The organism is Sediminibacillus dalangtanensis (genome assembly GCF_017792025.1).
Lineage (GTDB): Bacteria > Bacillota > Bacilli > Bacillales > Amphibacillaceae > Sediminibacillus > Sediminibacillus dalangtanensis.
Genome location: NZ_CP046956.1, coordinates 1,031,159 through 1,048,515 on the forward strand (window position 1 = coordinate 1,031,159; position 17,357 = coordinate 1,048,515).

At 41.4% G+C, this 17,357-nt stretch carries 19 protein-coding genes; 13 read left to right on the forward strand and 6 right to left on the reverse strand.

The window, feature by feature from the left end:
* Positions 1-83: 83 nt before the first annotated feature.
* Positions 84-599, forward strand: coding sequence for a GNAT family N-acetyltransferase (locus ERJ70_RS05215; RefSeq protein WP_245208124.1), 516 nt, complete (start codon positions 84-86; stop codon positions 597-599).
* A gap of 56 nt (positions 600-655) precedes the next feature.
* Here ERJ70_RS05215 and ERJ70_RS05220 read toward each other — a convergent pair whose 3' ends face one another.
* Positions 656-1,477: a hypothetical protein gene (locus tag ERJ70_RS05220; RefSeq protein ID WP_209367662.1), complete on the reverse strand. Its 822-nt coding sequence runs from the start codon at positions 1,475-1,477 to the stop codon at positions 656-658.
* 191 nt (positions 1,478-1,668) lie between these two features.
* Here ERJ70_RS05220 and ERJ70_RS05225 point away from each other — a divergent pair, with 191 nt between their 5' ends.
* The 3 genes from ERJ70_RS05225 (at position 1,669) to ERJ70_RS05235 (ending at position 4,700) form a co-directional block, all read left to right on the forward strand.
* The gene (locus ERJ70_RS05225) at positions 1,669-2,118 is read left to right on the forward strand and encodes a DUF305 domain-containing protein (RefSeq protein WP_209367664.1); all 450 of its coding nucleotides are present in this window, start codon (positions 1,669-1,671) and stop codon (positions 2,116-2,118) included.
* 328 nt (positions 2,119-2,446) lie between these two features.
* Positions 2,447-3,946 (forward strand): right-handed parallel beta-helix repeat-containing protein, encoded by a 1,500-nt coding sequence (locus ERJ70_RS05230; protein ID WP_209367666.1) that lies wholly within the window; start codon positions 2,447-2,449, stop codon positions 3,944-3,946.
* A gap of 241 nt (positions 3,947-4,187) precedes the next feature.
* Positions 4,188-4,700 (forward strand): type 1 glutamine amidotransferase domain-containing protein, encoded by a 513-nt coding sequence (locus tag ERJ70_RS05235; RefSeq protein WP_209367668.1) that lies wholly within the window; start codon positions 4,188-4,190, stop codon positions 4,698-4,700.
* 326 nt (positions 4,701-5,026) lie between these two features.
* On the opposite strand, the gene ERJ70_RS05240 is transcribed toward ERJ70_RS05235, so the two are convergent.
* Positions 5,027-5,410, reverse strand: coding sequence for a winged helix-turn-helix transcriptional regulator (locus tag ERJ70_RS05240; RefSeq protein WP_209367670.1), 384 nt, complete (start codon positions 5,408-5,410; stop codon positions 5,027-5,029).
* A 123-nt stretch (positions 5,411-5,533) separates the two neighbouring features.
* The gene (locus tag ERJ70_RS05245; RefSeq protein WP_209367672.1) at positions 5,534-6,685 is read right to left on the reverse strand and encodes an MFS transporter; all 1,152 of its coding nucleotides are present in this window, start codon (positions 6,683-6,685) and stop codon (positions 5,534-5,536) included.
* A 323-nt stretch (positions 6,686-7,008) separates the two neighbouring features.
* Here ERJ70_RS05245 and ERJ70_RS05250 point away from each other — a divergent pair, with 323 nt between their 5' ends.
* Positions 7,009-8,364, forward strand: coding sequence for an alkaline phosphatase (locus ERJ70_RS05250; RefSeq protein ID WP_209367674.1), 1,356 nt, complete (start codon positions 7,009-7,011; stop codon positions 8,362-8,364).
* Between the two features lie 744 nt (positions 8,365-9,108).
* Here the strand turns inward: ERJ70_RS05250 and ERJ70_RS05255 are convergent.
* Positions 9,109-9,546 carry an Lrp/AsnC family transcriptional regulator gene (locus ERJ70_RS05255; RefSeq protein WP_209367676.1) on the reverse strand — a complete coding sequence of 146 codons (438 nt, stop codon included), beginning with the start codon at positions 9,544-9,546 and terminating at the stop codon, positions 9,109-9,111.
* Between the two features lie 120 nt (positions 9,547-9,666).
* Here ERJ70_RS05255 and ERJ70_RS05260 point away from each other — a divergent pair, with 120 nt between their 5' ends.
* Positions 9,667-10,080 (forward strand): carboxymuconolactone decarboxylase family protein, encoded by a 414-nt coding sequence (locus ERJ70_RS05260; RefSeq protein ID WP_026571600.1) that lies wholly within the window; start codon positions 9,667-9,669, stop codon positions 10,078-10,080.
* An 84-nt stretch (positions 10,081-10,164) separates the two neighbouring features.
* Positions 10,165-10,995, forward strand: a complete 831-nt coding sequence (locus ERJ70_RS05265; RefSeq protein ID WP_209367678.1) for an alpha/beta hydrolase — start codon at positions 10,165-10,167, stop codon at positions 10,993-10,995.
* Between the two features lie 55 nt (positions 10,996-11,050).
* Here ERJ70_RS05265 and ymzB read toward each other — a convergent pair whose 3' ends face one another.
* Entirely contained in the window at positions 11,051-11,407 is a 357-nt protein-coding gene (gene ymzB / locus ERJ70_RS05270; RefSeq protein WP_209367679.1) for a protein YmzB, read from the reverse strand.
* 321 nt (positions 11,408-11,728) lie between these two features.
* On the opposite strand from ymzB, the gene ERJ70_RS05275 reads away from it, so the two are divergent.
* Together ERJ70_RS05275 and ERJ70_RS05280 are read left to right on the forward strand one after the other, a co-directional pair.
* Positions 11,729-12,262, forward strand: coding sequence for an NADPH-dependent FMN reductase (locus ERJ70_RS05275; RefSeq protein WP_209367681.1), 534 nt, complete (start codon positions 11,729-11,731; stop codon positions 12,260-12,262).
* Between the two features lie 33 nt (positions 12,263-12,295).
* Positions 12,296-12,532, forward strand: coding sequence for a hypothetical protein (locus ERJ70_RS05280; RefSeq protein ID WP_209367683.1), 237 nt, complete (start codon positions 12,296-12,298; stop codon positions 12,530-12,532).
* A gap of 147 nt (positions 12,533-12,679) precedes the next feature.
* Here ERJ70_RS05280 and ERJ70_RS05285 read toward each other — a convergent pair whose 3' ends face one another.
* Positions 12,680-13,648, reverse strand: a complete 969-nt coding sequence (locus ERJ70_RS05285; protein WP_209367685.1) for a helix-turn-helix transcriptional regulator — start codon at positions 13,646-13,648, stop codon at positions 12,680-12,682.
* Positions 13,649-13,757: 109 nt separating this feature from the next.
* Between ERJ70_RS05285 and ERJ70_RS05290 the strand changes: the two genes are divergently transcribed.
* From ERJ70_RS05290 to ERJ70_RS05305, 4 genes are all read left to right on the forward strand, one after another.
* Positions 13,758-14,594 carry an SDR family NAD(P)-dependent oxidoreductase gene (locus tag ERJ70_RS05290; RefSeq protein WP_209367687.1) on the forward strand — a complete coding sequence of 279 codons (837 nt, stop codon included), beginning with the start codon at positions 13,758-13,760 and terminating at the stop codon, positions 14,592-14,594.
* Positions 14,595-14,801: 207 nt separating this feature from the next.
* Complete coding sequence (locus ERJ70_RS05295; protein WP_209367689.1) at positions 14,802-15,365, forward strand: sigma-70 family RNA polymerase sigma factor; 564 nt, start codon at positions 14,802-14,804, stop codon at positions 15,363-15,365.
* A 6-nt stretch (positions 15,366-15,371) separates the two neighbouring features.
* A complete protein-coding gene (locus tag ERJ70_RS05300) occupies positions 15,372-16,436 on the forward strand; it encodes a DUF4030 domain-containing protein (RefSeq protein ID WP_209367690.1) in 1,065 nt (354 codons plus the stop codon).
* A gap of 102 nt (positions 16,437-16,538) precedes the next feature.
* Positions 16,539-17,333, forward strand: a complete 795-nt coding sequence (locus tag ERJ70_RS05305) for a class I SAM-dependent DNA methyltransferase (protein WP_209367692.1) — start codon at positions 16,539-16,541, stop codon at positions 17,331-17,333.
* Positions 17,334-17,357 lie beyond the last annotated feature (24 nt).

Here is a 17,357-nt window from a genome sequence, read left to right on the forward strand (position 1 = left end):
TTGTCTGGGTCTATATGATGAGAATGACACGAATAATTATGTTAATATGAGGACGAATCCAGATTTTTGGAGGTGGTTGAGTGGTGGAGGTAAGACGTGCACGCGCGGAAGACGTTGAAGGAATCGCACAAGTATGTATAGAAGGATGCTGGGATACTTATGCAGGAATCAGAAGCAGGGAAAATATTGAACGGAATAATCGCATTTTTTATAATCACGAACGGATAACAAGCGAGCTTCAGGAGGAAGATGGCTGGGACGGATACATAGTGGCCGTCGATAATGAGGAAGTGGTAGGAGCAATCGGCGGAGGAATGATCAGTGAAAAAGAAAGTGAAGTATATGTGCTATATCTTGATCCCGGGCGGCGTAGAGAAGGAATTGGCAGCAAGTTACTGGAGTTCCTGACCGGTATTCATTTGGAAAAAGGGGCAAAACGACAGTGGGTATCTGTCCAAAAAGGGAATCAAAAAGGACTCCCTTTTTATGAAGCAAAGGGGTTTCAATACCAGTCGGAGAGACCTGCTTATTCCAATGTTGAGGGGGAAAACTACCTTTCCTTCCGAATGAGCAGGGAAATAGGAAAAGGCGATGCTTAATAAAAAGCTTGTAGAAAACCTTTGTTTTTTCTACAAGCTGAGTGCAATTCTTTAATTTACTTCACGGAGGTAGTCATTTCCAAGGCATCCAATGGCACCCGATCAGTCCTCAACCGATAAACCTTATCCTGCTCTTGCCACCGTATATCCACCTGGACCTCTTTGCCGCCCTGAGGATAATCTACCAACACGGCGCCTGTATTTTCCGGTGCCGGAAGCATATGGGTTTCCAGGTACTCCACCATTTTTTTCGCAATGCCGGGCTGGTCCATATCATCTTTAGTAAGGGAGCTAATACTGAAAAGCCAGTTCCCTTCTTGCCAGCTGAAGTAATGATGCCCCGCAGCGCCTTCACCATAACCGGTAATACCATGCCCCAAGTCTGTTGCTCCTTCACTATAGGAGGGGACTTCTTTGCCACTCTGGAATTCGTTCATCGCACTGCTGGCAGCTTCTGCTGAATTATATAAAGTCCCGGAAAAAGTGGCAACCTCTTCTCCTGATGAAGTCTGATATTTAACTGTATAAGCAGTTTCCGAGTTTTTCTCTATCTTTGGTTCAACATCTTCTTTGGTCGGAAAACTGGTCGGCAGTTTGATAACGGACTGTTTCATTTTTAATTGTTCGCTAACAGAAGAAGATTCTACATTGCTTGTTCCGGTGTTCTCGTCCGTTTCGTTCTGTGTATCGCTATTTTTTTCACTAACTTGTTCGCTTTCAGTTTCATCATCACTGCCTGCCTCAACATTTTGATTTTCAGCCGATGGTGTTGTCTCAGAGTCTGCTTGCTGATCATTATTATTGTCGGATGTACAACCTGTCGCAACTAGAAAACTTCCTAACATGAACGGCAGAATAATGGAACTTTTCATTGTCATTTTTGATTCCTTCTTTGCTTTTTTTAGTAGTGTTCCCAGTAGAATAATCAATAAACAATTTATCGATACTAAGAGCCGCTTTCGCTGGAAAATTCATAGCTGAAGGGGGGGTTAAAAAACCTCAAAGATTGTTTTGTCTCCTGATAGGCAGGGTATTTTTCTGATAAAGCGATTAAAAGGAGTGACAATAGTTGAAAGCGTATATACGATTTGCCGGCATGGTTTTAACTTCTACCATTGTTATGTTTATCTTCAAATATTTTAGTACTTATCAGTTGGATCATGTGTTTTTCAGTGAGACAAGGGTCTATATGGCAATCATGATGGGGGCAGCCATGACGATGATTATGTTGCTTTTTATGTTTCGCATGCTCAAGAACAGAAAAGCCAATATCGGAATTGCAGCGGGAAGTATTGTAGTGTTTTTCTTATCGTTATTTCTGCTCCGCAGCCAGACTTTGGTCGATGATACAGATTATATGGAAGCAATGATCCCGCACCATTCTATCGCCATATTGACAAGTGAACGTGCTCAAATAACAGATCCGAGAGTCCGGAAGCTTGCCGATGAAATCATCAAGGCACAACGCAGAGAAATAGGCGAGATGAAAAAACTGATCAAAGATCTTAAAGATGAGTAATGAACGATTCAGGAACTAGAGACCGGTCTTCAATGGCCGGTTTTTTAACTGATAAGAAGTAATGATTTCATGATTATACTGTTCCAGTCCCTTCCGTCTACTTTTCTGAAAAATCTTCATTCCATCATATATGGCAATAGACCGCCATCGTGTGTCTTAAGCTAACCATTTGGAAGAGCTGACTTCCCTTTACTTATCCCCATATCCTCCAGTACTTTATTTCTTGTATATTACGAAAAAAAAGAAATAGTTATTTAAAGAGATGTTGTAAAAAAACATGAAAATAGCCTGCGCCTGCGTAATCACGATTCAGGAAGGGAGGATAGATATGTGGATAAATGTAGTAGATTATGGAGCGGTCGGTGACGGACAGACAAAGGATGCGGTTGTAATTCAGGCTGCATTGGATGAAGCAAGATGTACAGAAAGGGGGGGAATGGTGATAATCCCTGCGGGGACGTATCGATTGGAAAAAACCTTGTACGTGTCTTCCAATACACATATTATTGCCGCCCCCACTGCCAGATTGTTGAGAGATCATGACGGTTACCTTGTTACCAATGGTCGGCCCAAAGAGTCATTCGAGGGGTATGATGGCCATTCGAACATCACCATAGAAGGCGGTATTTGGGATTTTAATGGAGTAGAACGACGAAAAATGCATAACTGTTTTGCAATCGGCCATGGGGAAAATATAACATTGGAGCGGATGGAAATAAGGGACGTTGCCGGAGCACATGCAATAGAGGTTTGTGGCTGCCGAAACGTTTGGATCAACGGCTGTAGGTTCTTAGGGTTCATTGACACTGGGGGTCGCTCCTTTTCGGAAGCTGTCCAAATTGACTTGATGAAAGCTGTTTGGGTATTTAGTGCATTCGGTGCTTACGATCAGACCATTTGCGAAAACATATGGATCAACGATTGTTATTTCGGTTCCTCCGACACAGAAGGGAGCCAGGTGTGGCCGCGCGGAATTGGAAGTCATTCATCCACAATCGGTGTCTGGCATGAAAATATCGTGATAAGCGGTAATGTGTTCGAAGGTACCTCAAAACAGGCTGTGCGAGGGTATAGTTGGAAAAATGTCCAAATCCATCACAACCAGCTATTGCATTGTGGAGCAGGTATAGAGGTTTCATCCCCTCCATTAAGTGACGCAAAGGATACTAAAAATATCTTTGGAATCCAAACCGGGAAGAGTCAGCCGTGTGAAAATACGGAGATTGTAAGCAATATTATAACAGGCGGACTTTCTTATCATCACGGTATCGCCATTATCGGGGAAAGGACCGGAATAATGGAAAACGTCTCGATTAGCGGCAACATTATCTCGGATTCAGCAGAGCAAAGCAACTATTCGGGTGTAAATATTGTTTATGGGGATACCGTGAAGGTACACAATAACATACTGAAAAACTTAAAAGGAACAGCAATTACTGCTGGGAAGGGAAATAGTTATAATATCCAGGATAATGCTATTTCTCGAGCTGGTGGGGATGGCATTGCTATTATCGGCTCGACCGATGGAGTGGATATTAAAAATAATTCTATCCATTATATTCAGGATAATGGGATTGTGATATCGGATAAGGTAAAGATGGCTGTTATACACGGCAACACAATTAACGGAGTGAATGGGAGGAATATGGATGCTTGTCCAATTTCAGTCAAGCAGGCTGATTATGTAACAATCAGTGCTAACACCTATTTTGATGAAAAGCCTGAATTCCAAGTTTCGACAATGCTAAATATTGCTTCCTCCTGTAACCATGTCTTGCAGAATGAAAATTATTTTCCGAGTCCTTCCAGAAACGCTTCTCAGTCTTGAACAGATGAATCCTTCTCCATTTTCAAAAGAAGAAGAGGATTGGCTGATTCTTGCAATCGAGTATTATATGAAGCAAACTGAAATGCTGACAGAAGAATAGGTGCACTCACTCCTGCTGTTAAGTAACCTTCAGGTAACCATCTTACCCGTAAGTGCGGTCTTCCCTTTCTTTTTTTGCTTCGATAGAATAAACAGTGCGGGTTCATTCCGTAAGCTGTAAAGAAGGAAAGGGAGGATTTTGATGAGTAAAAAAATCGCGGTTTTAGTTACTGATATGGTGGAAGAAATCGAATTGACGGATCCAGCCGAAAAATTTAAGGATGCCGGGCATACTATTGAACTAATCGGGCAAGAAGCCGGGAAACAAATCACTGGTAAAAATGGAGATTCCTTTACGATTGATAAAGGAATCGAGGAAGTATCCGCTGACTCCTTTGATGCATTATTGGTACCTGGAGGTTTTTCTCCTGACTTGTTGCGTATCGATGAACGGAATGCGGCTTTCGCACGTTCTTTTTTTGAATCTAAAAAACCCGTATTCGCGATTTGCCATGGCCCTCAGTTCTTAATTGATACAGATCAACTCAACGGATTGGATGTGACAGGCTTTACTTCCATCCGGAAAGATTTGATCAATGCAGGTGCCAACTTCAAGGATGAGGAAGTAGTAGTGGATCAAAATCTTGTTACCAGCCGTACACCGGATGACCTTCCAGCATTCAACCGTGAGGCACTGAAGCTGCTTGAAGGGTAACGAAGTAAAAAGAACAGCCTAACACCACGGGCTGTTCTTTTCTTTACTGTATAGAAAATGATAAATTTAACTGTCTGTATATAATTATTGGCAGAAACAGCCACGTCCAGCTCCAGCGCCTACCCCTCGAGGTCTTAACCCCCCCTCTGTGTAGCAAAAAGCGCCACGCCGAGGCTGTTCTTTAGCTTGTCGGAGGCTCAAACGATTGTGGGTCATGCAGGCGTTGCCACAGGACGTGGCGGCCTGTACACCTTTAAACAGGCGCTTGCGTTTTTGTCCTAAATCGATGCCGGACTTTTGTCTAAGGTGCAACAATTATAAATTGTTTATGACTCTTTCACAATACCTTCTTCTTTTAGCTGATCGATCCGTTTTTTCCCCCACTCATACATCTGTTCGATGATGGGCAATAACGTATATCCAAGTGCTGTCATTGAATACTCCACTTTTGGAGGCGTCTCTGGATATACCTTCCGTTGAATTATGCCGTCCTCTATCAATTCTTTTAATTGATTGGAAAGGGTTTTATGGGAAATGTTTTTGAAGAGTCGTTCCAAATCACTAAAACGATGGGTTCCTTCCACGCCTAAATGCCATAAAATTACCACCTTCCATTTTCCGCTAATGATGGAAAGGGTTAACTCTTTTTCACAATGATAATCCCCGTTCTCCAGCTTTGTTTTTATTTCTTCCCGCAATGTATTGCACATGGGTAACTTCCTTCCTGGTTCAATAGGTTTTATTCCTATAGAATAATCTGTTTCTATTGTTAGTTCAATAACTAAACTTCGAACGCCTCGATAAATGAAAGGCATTTTCGAAAAAGAGAAAGATCAGATATGCTGCAACTTCCCATTAGAGGAACGCAATCTTGTATAGCCGGCAATTGTCAGCACCGTCATGCTGACAAGAAATGCGATAAAGTACGGCGATATGGAATCACGGACCACCCCTGTAAAAAAAGAGCTGCTGATGATACCCAGCGAGTAGATAGCCGACATAAAACCAAATGCTCTGCCATGGCTTTGTTTGCTTGTATTGTCTGTGACTGCTGTTGCCATCGCAGGCATGACCAAGCCGGAGAAAATACCAAGGAAAAACAATAATACTGCCAGAGGAAGAACCGATGTGAAAATACCTGCCAAGGCCATCGCCATTCCAAATAAACCGATGACTAGACGTTTAAAGGGGGAGAAGCGATTGACAAAAAACATTGACAACATCAGTAGAGTGCCAATGCCCATATAACTGAACAGTCTGCCAGTATCAAAAGTAGATAACCCATTTTCTACGGCTAAATATGGTACTTCGTAAATGACGACCCCGTGTACATACATGGCCGCAAACCCGATCAGATAGACAGCGATTAATTTGGGATTCGTTTCAAACTTAATGGTAGCATTCGATGGGGAAAGGGAAACTACTGGTTTCGTTTCCTTTAAGGAACGTGCAGCATAAAGCCCGATAGCCAGCATGGTACTGCCGATAATCCAATAAGTGTTTTGATAACCAATGAGGACAACCAGCTTACCGCCGATCAGTGGGGCGGCAATACCAGCAATGGTAGAAAACAGTCCGTTGATCGCCATATTTTTTCCTTGCTGTCTGCTGTTGTCGGCGAATCCGGAAAGCATGGTAAAAGCTGCAGGAATCAAAAATGCCAGAGCAAAACCATTCAGGGCATGCAAAACCAACAAGTCGCCAGAATCATTGGCGAAGGCATGGGCAATAAACAACAACCCAGAAGCAAAAATAGGCAGTGTGATGAATAGTTTTTTACCAAGCCGGTCGATTAACGGGCCGGCGAGAACATTGCCGGATAAATTGGTGAATGAGGTAACACTCAGGATGATGCCGATAAAAACGCTGGTTGCTCCGAATGCTGCCGCATATGGTGTGAATACGGGAACCTGAACTCTCATTGCTAAACTGATAAAAAACAAAACGATAAAAATGTGCCATTTATTAGCTGTAGTTTTTTTCATTTTCTCACCTCGTAAAACTTTATGAAGGAGAGGTAAGAATTAGACGAGCAATTGGTTCCAGCTTGTTTTTATAAATCCAATGTAAACTTTGTTAAGTCTGCTGATTAGGATATTTTATCTAGGCCCTCGAAACAAGTCTTTCATCCAGGAAAACCAGACTAACTTTTCTAGTCCTTTATAAGTCGGAAAACTGGATGAGGGAGTAGCTGCATAGGCCTATTCAATCAAAATTACAGCAAATCGACATTTTTACGTTCTATTTATCTTTCTTCAATAAAACCAGATTAATATATTACTTGAAATCATAATTTGGAGGGAAACCTATGAATAACAAACGCATGTTAAAAAGATTGGCAGTTCCACTAGTGATAACAGGAGTAGCCCTGGGAAGCTTATTTACCTTCTATACTCCATCGGAAGCGAATCAAGAACAAAACCATGCAAAAGTAAAAAATGTTATTTTTTTGATTGGTGATGGCATGGGACCTGCCTATAACACGATGTACCGTTACTTGAAAGATGATCCAAGTACACCAATGATGGAGTCTACTGCCTTTGATTCTTACTTGGTGGGGATGCAAAAAACCTATCCCCACGATCATGAAGAAAACATTACGGATTCTGCTGCTGCTGCAACTTCCATGGCTGGCGGAGTAAAGACATACAATGGTGCGATTGCAGTCGATACAGAGAAGCAAGATGTTAAAACAGTGCTTGAGCAAGCAAAAGAACAAGGAAAGTCGACTGGTTTGGTCGTGACCTCCCAGGTCAATCATGCGACACCAGCTGCTTTTGGTGCGCACGATGAATCCAGGCAAAACTATAATCAGATAGCCGATGACTACTATGATGATTTAGTAAATGGCCAGCATAAAGTGGACGTACTTTTAGGCGGCGGAACAAGCTATTTTGAACGGGAAGACCGAAATTTGGTAGAAGCATTTCAAAAGGATGGGTACAGTTATGTAACCAGCCGTAAACAACTGCTGAAGGATGATCATAATCAAGTTTTAGGGTTGTTTGCCCCGGTAGGAATGGACAAAATGATTGATCGAAACGCATCCACTCCCTCTTTAGCTGAAATGACTAATTCTGCTCTTGATCGTCTGAGTAAGGATAAAGACGGTTTTTTCCTTATGGTTGAAGGAAGTCAAATTGATTGGGCAGGACACGATAATGATGTGGTTGGGGCTATGAGTGAAATGGAAGACTTCGAAAAAGCATTCAAAGCAGCGATTGAATACGCAAAGAAAGACAAGCATACCCTGGTAGTTGCCACAGCTGATCATTCTACGGGAGGATTGTCTATCGGAGCTAATGGCCCGTATGTTTGGAATCCGGCGCCAATAAAGGCGGCAAAACGAACTCCGGATTATATGGCACAGGAAATAACGAATGGTGAGCCAGTGAGATCTGTGTTGGATAAATACATTGATTTAGCTTTGACGGAAGATGAGATTCAATCAGTGGAAACAGCAAGCCAAAGCGGAGAGGTAACGGATATCGACAATGCCATTGAAGCGATATTTAACGAGCGATCTGGAACTGGCTGGACTACAGGCGGACATACTGGTGTCGATGTGAATATCTACGCATATGGACCGGGTTCTGACCAATTTGCTGGTTCACTGGAAAATACAGAAACAGCTGAGAAACTATTCGACTTTTTACGTAATTGAATAACAAGCTGAATATCCTGAGACAAAAGCATCATGACCAAAATGAAAACCGAACGATACCACCATTCGTTCGGTTTTTTTGATGAGCAAAAAGCAAAACGTTTTACACTATGAAAAGTGCAACTTTCCACTCCGGCAAGGTACTTCGCTTTCCGCGGGCACGGCTTCAGCTAACTTGGCAAAGAATACCGCTTTGCCAAGTGGATCTTCAGCTCGCGCTCATCCCGCTGGAGTCTGTGTACCTTGCCTCCGTTGGATGGAGATATCTTCTCTTCAGGTGTGTTTTTCGTTTTGCCTATTCATGTTACGGATAGAAAGCGAAGCCGCATGGAAACCAGGAGTACTTCTTTAGCCAATTTATGCTATAAAGAAAAAAGGCCCCCCAAGCCTTTCGTCTTCGTCACTGTTTAGATACCTATCAACCAATAGAAGAGAACGGTCCATCTTGTCTTGATCATATGGAAATCAGACCACGAAAACATAGCGAAGGCAAGATACGGAGACTCCTACGGGAATAGCACGAGCTGAAAATCCCGCAATAAAGCGTTTTTTTAACTTTCTGAGGAAGTTGAAGCCGTGCCCGTGAAACGCGTAGTATCTTGCAGTAGCGATTTGAAACACACGTCAAACAACAGGATAAAACGAGACTACACAAAAAAACGAACGGATTTGATCGGAAACTATAATTCGTTCGGTTTGTACTTTAGTGGCCACGCTTTTGTCCCGGCCTCTTTTAATTATATTTTATAAATGAAATGATAGATTGGTTTCTACTTTAGAAAAGATAAAATGGGTAACCGTTACAGCAAAGGTACTTAACGTATTAATAAATTCTTCTGCCTGTGTAAAATCTTTAAAATGCAACTTAAGCATATAACATGCTTTGCCGGCAATTCGATAACAAAACTCTACATTAGAGAACGTTTGGATTTTATTTTTAAAGGCTTCGTAGTTTCCGTCTTTCACGGTAGCTTCTATCAAGCATTGTATCGGATAGCCCAACTTTTCATAGTCGACTTCGAGGGTATATTGCTGGATGATTCCGAAAGATTCCATTTGTCTCACCCTTTCCGTCACAGATGGAGAAGAAAGATTGACTCTCCTGCCAAGCTCACTCATTGACAAACGGCTGTTTTTCTGTAATTCATCTATTATTTTTACATCGATATCATCTATTTTCATATTTTAAATGATTCCTCCTTATTACGTTTGATTTCTAAAGGATTTTGTATATTTTCTTTAAAAAGTGTATGTGAAAGATTTAGTTATTATCTTATCATTATAAAACAAGGAGGGATAGGGATGGTCAGAATTAATCAGTCGAAAATTGGGGAAACGCCTTTCCAACAACTATTGGGGCATAACCCGAGGATAATGGAAAGTTGGACATTGCTCGGGAAAGTGTTGGAAAAGGACGGACAACTGTCGGTAGAACTTAAAGAGCAGGTGAGAAGGACGCTGGCTCAGCGAAATGGCTGTCAATACTGCAAAGCAAAAGGAAAACCGAACCCGCATATTGTGGATGAAAGAGTACTTACCGCAACAGGATTTGCTGAAGTTTTTGCCAGGTTACATGGAGAAATACCAGACTCCGTGTTCGATGTATTACGGGATGTGTTTTCAGAAAAAGAAATCAGTGAATTGATCGCTTTTATTTGCTTTACCACTGCTCAGCAAAATGTTGGAGCTGTTTTGCAATTAGAAGCAGAGGCTTGATCGGATAATATGCCGTGAAAAAAAGTTCTCCATCCTTTATCTTAGTAATAGATCATACATTTTTAAGGCTGAGGGGTGAGAGGATTGAGAATCGAAAAGCAGACATTCGGTACAGAAGGTGCATACGCAATAGCATATTTATGGGAGGATTCTTCTCAATTCAAGACTGGGGAGAAACGTCCGGCAGTGGTGATATGCCCAGGAGGAGGCTATACCCACACTTCCGACAGGGAAGCAGATCCTGTGGCGATGAAGTATTTCTCAGAAGGATACCATGTCATTACTGTCAGATATTCTTGCATTTCTTCTGATACACCTTTATTTCCCGATCCTTATGTACAGCTCGGTTCAACTTTTTTGTGGCTGCGTTCAAACGCGGAGAACTGGCATGTCGATTTGGAGCAAATCGTCCTGACTGGTTTTTCGGCAGGAGGGCACCTTGCTCTCACATTTACGGCAGAAAAGGAATGGGTAGCTGGACTACTGGGTGTTTCTTCGAAAAAATTGCATGTTAATCACTTGGTATTATGTTATCCGGTCGTCAATTTCACATATGGATGGCCAAAAGAAGTAGAAAAGGAGAAAAAAATCAAATATTTATTCGGGCATGACTTTCATCAACCAACAAAGAAAAGGCTTATCCAACCTGACAAGTATATGCCGGACTCACTTCCAAGAACCTTTATCTGGCATACAAGGGATGATGCTACGGTGCCGGTGGAAAATTCGATGAAACTGATGCTCGCCCTTCAGGAAAAACAAATCCCGCATGAGGCTCACTTTTTTGAAAGCGGGGTACATGGCCTTTCGTTAGGCAATGCCGTCTCGGCTGCATACAAAGAGCAAATCAATCCGTATTGTGAACCTTGGTTTGACCTTGCTTTAAATTGGTTGAAAAAAGAGATCAAGCAATGAAAAAACATGGCACCTATCTATTTGGTGTCATGTTTTTACTATGTAAGGCTTCTTCCTATTCAGCTGCTAATTCAATGGTATAGGTTCCACGGTCGGTCGTTAAAGAAAAACGGGAATCCTCGTATTGATATAAAGTAGAATCCTCAATCGGAATTTCGTACACCTGATCTGGAAGTGGCTGTGCATTTGCCGCATCCGTAAGCATGGTACCGTCGCCGTTTAACTGCAGCTTATGCTTCGCTTGATAGTCGTCGATTCTTCGTGTATCCGTATCATAGGAAACGGCATTTAACCGAAGGACTGTCTCATCATAATCCCCGATTTCCTGTTTTGTTACTTTAATGGTCTTGCCATTCCATTGCTGTAATAATTGATTGAAACCTTCGATTGATAAAAATTGTGGTTGTGCCATGATCATCCCTCCTTGGTTTAGCGTTTCCGAAAAGCAGAGAATCATACGATTTTTGCTTTCGACCAAAGTAGGGGAGAAGGGTGAAAGCTTTTATGCGAAAAAGTTGTTAATGGCTTATAACACCCTGAAAATGGTAAACTGTACCCAGTGTATTAAAAATCATCTGTTACAGGAAAAAAGAACAGACTGCGGGTTAAAGACAATTAGAGAAAAAAGGAATAAGATATCGTGAAGCTTCTCGTTTATTAAGAAACAGAGACAATTTGTTTTGGGGAGTGTGCAAGAAGCTGATCGAGCTTATCTATACAGGAGGGTACGACTATGAAGCTTGTGGGAATATCAGGATCGTTGGTTGGCTGGAAGACCCATGTAGCCATCAATAAAGTGTTGGCAGCTGCTAAAGCGATTGACTCAGATGTGAAAACGGAAATGATCGATTTGAAGGACTATGATGTGGAATTTGTGCGCGGAACGCCGCTCGCATATTATAATGAAGATACATTTCATGTAGTAAATAAAATATTGGCCGCTGATTTTATAGTTATCGGCACACCGATTTACCAGGCATCTATTTCTGGCGCATTGAAAAATCTGCTTGACCACTTCCCTGTCGATGCTTTTAAGAATAAAGTTACAGGAATTGTGACTACTGGAGCAGTCGAAAAGCATTTTCTTGTCTCCGAATATCAGTTAAAACCGATTCTTTCTTATTTGAAGGGATTGGTACCAGCCTTGAATGTTTTTATCCATAACGACTCATTTGACGATGAAAATGAAATCATTGACGAAGAGGTTACCGAACGCATCAGGAAATTTGCGGCAGAACTGGTAAGATTGCAGCAGAATATCAGTTGACCGGATTAAAAGACAGCAAGAGAAGGAGGAAGCATGATGGAACTGGACGCTCTGTTACAAGACATTTCAATATGGCGGGCTGAGCAAACGGAAATTGGAGAGCCGACTATTCCGAAAAAAATTCTAATCCACCCCACGATATTGGAAGCAATTAGAACAGATGAGCGAATAGATCAATATAGTACAGGACAGGAAGAGGACAATTCTTTCGTAATGTTTGGCGCTCGTGTGGTCCCCACCATAGATGTGTTGAAATGGGAGATAGAATAAGCATAGATAATTCACAAAAATACTTTAAACCAGCAGCTGAAGGGACAGTGCTGGTTTTCATTTTTGTCAAAAAGGGCTGTATCTAAAATCTGGAGGACGCTCCTTTTTCACTAAGAGCAATTTTTTACCATACTGGTCGTTTGCTTCCTAGTCATTTTGTTGATAAAAAGCGGCTGTAGCTTTTGCCATATCGCTGACTTTGTTATGTAGCCGTTTTGGTTTTAGGACCCTGATTTGATTGGCGAAACCTAAGATATATGCTGCTGCTTCCTCTTCTGTATTGAAAACTAAATCAACAGGAACCCACCCTTCTTGTGATGGATCCTTTACTTTGAGAATCCGGACAAAACGTCCAGTGAAAGTCAACCGGGGCAGGATTGCTTCAAAAACCTGTACCGAAACGTGGTATTCAGGTAAATTCTTGATAAATGCTTTTGTAGTAGAATGCCAATAACTTGCAAGGTCGAAACTCTTCGGACGAATAAAGGTTTCAGCGGTTGGTTTAGCGGCTTTTATTCTGGAAATTCGGTAACTACGGATTTCGTTATTCTCTTTACCAGCAATAAAATACCAGTTGTTTCCTTTAGCAACTAATCCTAGTGGTTTTACTATCCTCTCATCCTCACTGCCATCTGCACGCTGGTATTCTATCCTTAATTTTTTTGTTTGCCAGATTGCTTGCTGAAGTACAGAAAATGAAGCCACATTTTCTTGTTTTTGTCTCCAATTACTCGTATCGATATAGATGCGGTTCCACACTGCTTTAGCACTATTTTGTTGTACTGCTGGAAGGGATGCGAATAATTTGTTTCTGGCGTCTTCAGCTTCACGTTTAAGTCCAAGATCCTCTAGCAACTGTATCGAGTAAGAAATAAACAAGGCATGGACTTCAGCCTCTTTAAAACCAGTAAGGCTTGTTTTATAGTTATCAAGTAATGACCATCCGCCTTGCTTGCCACGTTCTGCAACAACTGGGATACCTATCCTGCTGAGCACTTCCATGTCTCGATAAATCGTCCGTTCTGAAACTTCCAGTTTTTCGGATAGCTGTTTTGCTGTCAACTTATCGTACGACTGCAATAATAATAAAATCGATATTAGCCGGTCTCCTCTCATCGTGTTCACCTACTTTTCGTATATACAGATTATTTAATGAAATATGACAGAGGTTGTCAAGATAGCTTGTTTACAATGAATACATCTTTTATAGAAAGGGTGTAGTGATTTGAAAAAGTTAACAGGGAAGATTGCATTGGTGACTGGAGCAAGCAGAGGTGCAGGGCGGGGGATTGCAATAGAATTAGGGAAAGCAGGAGCGACAGTTTATGTTACAGGACGTAGCTTAAAAGAGAGGTCTACCCAAAATTTCCCTGGATCTATCGATGAAACTGCAGAGGAAATTATAGAGGCAGGAGGGATGGCAATTGCCATTCGATGCGATCACACGAAAGACGAAGAGACAGCAGCGGTAATAGAACAGATACGAAGGGAACAAGGAAAACTGGATATTTTAGTAAATAATGTCTGGGGAGCACATGATCTTGGGGTGGAAGGAGGGCCTTTTTGGGAACTTCCTTTAGAACATTGGGATACGATGTTCACGGCTGGTGTCCGTGCCCAATTGGCGACGAATCATTATGCGGTTCCTTTTATGCGGGAAAATCAGGAGGCGGTTATTTTCCATACAACCTTTTGGGATGATGGTAATTACACAAGACAGTTCTATTATGACTTGGCCAAGAATGCACTTGTACGCATGGCTTATGGACTTTCGATAGAGCTAAAGAAGGATAATATCGCTGTAATTGCTGTTTCTCCGGGATTTATGAGAACGGAATTAGTACTTAAATATCATCAATCAGATGAGGAGCACTGGCAGCAGTCAAAGGATTTACAAGGTACAGAAACCCCGTTTTATATTGGTCGGGGCATTACAGCTTTGGCTGAAGATCCTGATATTATGGAGAAAACGGGTAGAGTATGTAAAGTCGCTGACCTTGCAAAGGAATACCAGTTTGCCGATGTGGACGGACGTTATATTCCTCCTTTTACAATAAAATAAACAGGCAGAAAGCATCCTTACAGGGTGCTTTTTCTATTATCTAAAAGATGTTCTGAAAAGTTAACTATGTCGCAGTTCCTATCAACAGAAATAATTAATAAGCTGCGAAGCATGCAAATGAAGGGGGGGTGTTTTTTAATAATTGTTTGGAAAAAAATGAAACAAAAAAATCCGTTTACCAGTCTAAAAGTTGGAAGGGGGATTCACATGAGGGATAATCGCGATATTCCAATACCGTTTGACCAAGAGGAAGTTCATGAACAAGAGAAAGAGCAAATACTGAAAGAACTAATGGCTTCCTATTCACAAAAAGTGTTCTTGCTTGCCTATTCCTTTGTACAAGACCATGGCATGGCAGAAGACATTTCACAGGAAGTTTTTATTAAGTGCTATCAGAATTTAAAACAATATCGGGGTGAAGCCTCGTTATCCACCTGGCTGTATCGGATTACAGCAAATACATCAAAAGACGTCTTAAGAAAAAATAAACTAGCCATCCTTATGCAGCCGAGGCAATTTTTTGAACCATTTAAGCGCAGCGAAAGTCCAGAAGTGTCTTATCTAAAACAAGACCAACGGGAAGAAGTATTGCAGAGTATTTTCTCGCTCCCGATTAAATATCGGGAAATTCTCATCCTGTATTATTTTCACGAACAAAAGGTGGAGGAAATTGCAGTTTCCCTTGCTATTAATTCCAATACTGTTCGAACCAGACTAGTCCGGGGGAGAGAAAGATTAAAACGAGTGTTAACTTCTCGAATAGGAGAGTGATCCTTAATGGATAAGAAGTTAAAAGAGACGAAAAGTTACTATTACGATCATTATTTCTCAAAGGATACAGCTAAAAAAATTGAAGACAGGGTTTTTGAAAAGTTGCAAGCCAAGCCAAAAACACAAGGGTTCGGAAAGAAAGTAATTTATTTAAGTTCAGCAGCAGTCATTCTTATGGGTCTGTTAATTGGTTCTGCATTTACTTCTCCGACCGTAGCTAACGTCCTTGCGCAAATCCCGGTTCTGAATGGACTGTTCGAAAAAGGTTCTGACTCTTCTTTAGTGGGCTCAATAGTTGATGAATTGCAAGATGAGGGCTATAAGGTTGGTGGAGCCAGCCTGCATGTAAGAACCAAAACAATCGGAATAGAAATAGATGGTTCGGAAAGCTATTATGAAGAAGTCAAAGAAGAAGTGAAACGAAAGGCCATCAACCTTCTGGAAGCAAAGGGAGTTGATGCCTATAAGGTGAATATAACCTTACACAAAGAACCAGTAGACCCCGAGTCAGAGATGACAACAGAGCAAATAAAGCAGATGGAAGCGTATCAGGAGCAAAGTCAGCAACTGCAAAAAGCCATTCTCGAAAAGATGGAAAAAGAGGGGTATGAGATTCTTTCGGCAAACGTTAGAATCAATGACATAGAACGATTTATTCCATTGGAAATTCCTATTACGGAAACCCGCATAGATGAAATGAAAGCAATCGCAAGAGATTTGGCTGAGGAGACCGAATTAGGCGATTTCAAAATAAAAGTATATAAAATAGATCCGGAAAAACAAAAAGCGGAGCAAAGATGGATGCCTGTTATAAGTGCGATGGGAGAAGGATTAATCGGAATGGAAGAGCTTAAAGTCGAAGGATTTGCTTATTCCTTTTATCCATCCCCACTTACGTTCTCCATCAGGACTTCGATTGAGGCTGATCAAAAAGATGCTAAGGAACTGGTAGCCGAGATTGAAAGGGAAGCCCGGCAATTTATTGAATCGGATGAAGTGAAAGAAAATGTGAAGGATGATGAATACATCATTAATATTTATAGTAAGGACGAGGAAATATTGAACCACTAATTATGGAAGAAGCGTTTCTGATTTATATCAGAAGCGCTTTTTTTGCAGGTGATACTCCCACTTGTGGAGAAAATTTTTAGAGTGAAAGGAGTTGGTATAAAAATGAAAAAATATGATAGGAACCTTTTCGAAGGAACGGCAACCTATTATGCAAAATACAGGCCGGTGTATCCTTCAACTCTCGTTCGATTTTTAGTGCAGCGTTTTTCCTTGAATGGCGAACAACCATTGATTGATATAGGTTGTGGGACTGGACAACTGACTACCCGCTTTAGTGATTGGTGTAGCAGGATTGTTGGTCTAGATACGGATGCAGGAATGATTATGGAAGCGAAATGCCTTCAACAAAAACTACGATATGGAAACATTGATTGGATACATGGTGATTTGCAGGATTATATTCAACAACATAACGAGGAATTTTTTCAGTTAGCAATCATTGCCAAGGCATTTCATTGGATGGAACGCGAGAAGACATTGGAACTATTATATCCGTTACTAAATAAAGGAGGGGGAATAGCAATAATCGATTCTTATAACTCGAACGGTTCACAGGAATTGTGGAAAAGAAAATTCAAGGATGTGGTGACTCATTGGTATGGAAAAGAACGGAGGGCTGGTAATACTACTTATCGACATCCCGATCGAAGTTATGAAACAATCATTAACGATTCTGATTTCGATTTAGAAGTTCACCGGCTTCCGTCCTATGAAGTGACTTGGACAGTTGAATCCATCATCGGAAATTTATACTCAACCTCTTATGGAGCGAAACGATTTCTCGGTAATAGAGAGAAGGAATTCGAAACAGAAGCGAGGGAAATATTGCTCTCCACGAATCCAGCCGGGGTATTCAAGGAGCAAGTAGAATTGACTATTAAAATGGCTATCAAGTGACCGGGGGGCAATCTTGTTGAGGTT